A 2,753-nucleotide genomic window follows, 5' to 3' on the forward strand; every position below is an offset into this window, starting at 1 on the left:
TGATGATATTTCACTTCATAGCCTTTAAATGAAAATATTATGTTTTTTATGGAAACCAAGTTTATTTTTATCATTGCGGGGACATCAAAACTTTAACTTGATAGGGATATGGCACTACCCTAATTAATAAATATTATTAACTATATGTCTATCATATTTTTTATAAACAGGATCAATTAGATTTAAAAAAAGACTTCTTTTTCTTTACTCGTAATAAATCACCTGTCCACCCTTTGAATCGCATATACATATACATACCCGCTGTTGTGAAAATAATAAATAAGAGAGCCATTAAATAGCTATATTTCCATTCAAGTTCAGGCATGTATTTAAAATTCATACCCCATAATGCTCCTAAGGCTGTCAAAGGCGTACTTACAGCAGTTAATACAGTAAGAGCTTTCATAATTTCATTCCCACGATGAGAAGAAACAACTTCTTGTAAATGAATCATCGTGTCTAATTCTTCTTGGTACTCTTTAACGAGTTGTAATCCACGCTCTAATTTTACGTGCGTTTGTTTATAACAAAGGGTGTTTGTTAGTTTTTCTAACCAAGCTTCCTCCAAGCCTTGTAACACTTCTTGTATTAAGCGAAACACATGTGTGTTCATAAATAATTCATGACGAATATGATAAATCCTTTCTAAAACTGCTATGTTATTATGATGATAAAAATCCCATAACACATTTCTGAAATTGTTTTCAAAATAGTCAACCTTTCGTAAATAGTGAGATATAAATATCGATAAGATGGCACATAGTCCTTCAGCGGAACTATTACAATTTTTTATACCTATAGGGAAATTATGTATTAATTCTTGAAAATCTTCTTCCTCTTTTTCTTGGACCGTTATCAGTATCCCATGAGCTACGAAATAATGAAGAAATTTTTGAATTTTGGCGTCCTTTTTATCTTGATCATATAAAAACGAACCATATACACAAGTTTGACTTGGTGATAACGTATAAACATATAATCCATTTTCACAAGGAGAACTTATTTTCTTTACAAATTGAGGGAAATAAGATGTTACATCACGGGGGATTATAGAAGAAATTTCTTCAAGCTCACTAGTTTTCACATGATACCAACTCCATTTCGTCATTTTTATGCATTCCATATTATTCTTCCTTTCTAAATAGTTTTATGTTTGATCGAATCATATCCGTAATATGAAATTTGTATGTAGGTATCCATATCTTGGAGGAAAAGTTTTTAAATCATCTAAATTACAAAATAAATGCATAGGAGGTCTTATTCTTTAAAAAGGAAGACCCCCTATATATTAGTTATTTTTATTCTCAATTTTAAACATTTCCTCTATACAAGCACTTTTTATCTTTTCTTATTTATATTTGGAAAAGAAGCCACACAATTTGGCACGTCTATTCAACGAACTCCATTTCGGTCGTCATTATAATTTGGATTTATATGCAGATTGATTGGTGATGTCCTCAAATACTTGACTTCCAATAATATAGTATCCATGAAGCGCGGCCTCTTTTGAAGCGTCTACCATACGGAAAGAAACAATTTCACCTTGCATTTTTTCAATTTGTTTTTTGTGGAGATCTACTATTCCTCCTGTCCAAATAATAGTGTCATACTGGTCTAACTTAAATTGTTCTTGTAATACACGCATGATGTCTTGGAAATGTGTATCCAACTCTTTTTGAATTAAAATATCCACCTGACTTGTCTCATAATTTTCTTCTTTATCTCCATATCCTTTTTCTAATATTTTTGGCATGTCATTAATATGCAATTGATTACTTTCACCTGCATGATTCTGCAGGATATTCTTAATATTTTTCAAAGGCTTGCTACATCCTAGTTCCGTCTCATAATGATTTAAAATGACATTCTGTTTCATATCTGTCATTTCTAATGTACGAAATCCACCATCAATAATTAAGATGCGATCTTGTTCCTGAATGATTCCCTCTTTTAAGAAATAGGCATGTAAAGCGATCGGTTGCTGAAGAATCAAAGCATTTTCAACCGTAATATTAATAAATTTCCCATCAATTTGTACGGAAGTTTCTTTTTTTAGTGCACGTTGTAATTGCTCATGCTGACTACCAAAACAAGTGACTGGAAGCCCGGTAACAACTAAAGGTAACACGACATTTTCTTTATAATCCTTTGCAATGCAACCAAATATTTGTTGTTTAAACTCTTCGCTTTCATAATAATTTTCTATTTCTTCGTCAAATGGAGGAAGAAATGAAGCGTCAGATTGATGTGCTTCATTTCCCATGTAGTATGCAAAGTCTAAGTCTATAAAACTTACCTTTGTTAAATCTTCACTTTCAGCATGATTAGGTACAGGAGCTAGTGTGGCAGCTTCACTCTTAATCGTCACCTCAGAATCTACATCCTGTCGATATGCCCGCTTAGTAAAACCAATTCCTACATCAATTGCATACAGAGATTTCATACTTTTTTCCTCACTTTCTCTTTTTAGAATTAAATCTAAGCACTCTCTTCTTTCCCTTCTTTCACATATTTCTTTTCATTTTCCGTTTTTTCTCCGTCTAGGTTCTTACTATTTTGTTTTATTTCATTATCCTTTTCATCTTTTTTCTTTTTGTTATTTTCGTTTTCTGTTAAATCTTTAATAGTAGAAATGACAACCGGTGTGGCTGTAAGCAGTTGTGGTAATGTTTGTTTTGCAACATTAGCTGCAGTTACAGAGAATTGTTTACTTGTCTCGGTTACCTTCTCTAATGTTTCCTTTATGTTTCCTT

Annotated in this window: 3 protein-coding genes; all 3 read right to left on the reverse strand. The window is 32.0% G+C overall.

The genetic code is table 11. The features are described 5' to 3' along the window. Positions 1–172: 172 nt before the first annotated feature. Positions 173–1,123: a magnesium transporter CorA family protein gene (locus tag ABWK52_RS22225; protein WP_000388915.1), complete on the reverse strand. Its 951-nt coding sequence runs from the start codon at positions 1,121–1,123 to the stop codon at positions 173–175. A gap of 294 nt (positions 1,124–1,417) precedes the next feature. Beyond that, entirely contained in the window at positions 1,418–2,443 is a 1,026-nt protein-coding gene (locus tag ABWK52_RS22230) for a ParM/StbA family protein (protein ID WP_000839452.1), read from the reverse strand. A gap of 35 nt (positions 2,444–2,478) precedes the next feature. Then, the coding region (locus tag ABWK52_RS22235) for a peptidase U61 (RefSeq protein ID WP_353772135.1) at positions 2,479–2,753 on the reverse strand (275 nt) is incomplete at its 5' end.

It is taken from the genome of Bacillus sp. AP50 (assembly GCF_040492675.1).
Lineage (GTDB): Bacteria > Bacillota > Bacilli > Bacillales > Bacillaceae_G > Bacillus_A > Bacillus_A cereus.

Excerpts from the sequence above, each read along its gene's own strand:
- ABWK52_RS22230 (WP_000839452.1), bottom strand. The coding sequence starts at position 2,443 with ATGAAATCTCTGTATGCAATTGATGTAGGAATTGGTTTTACTAAGCGG.
- ABWK52_RS22225 (WP_000388915.1), bottom strand. The coding sequence starts at position 1,123 with ATGGAATGCATAAAAATGACGAAATGGAGTTGGTATCATGTGAAAACT.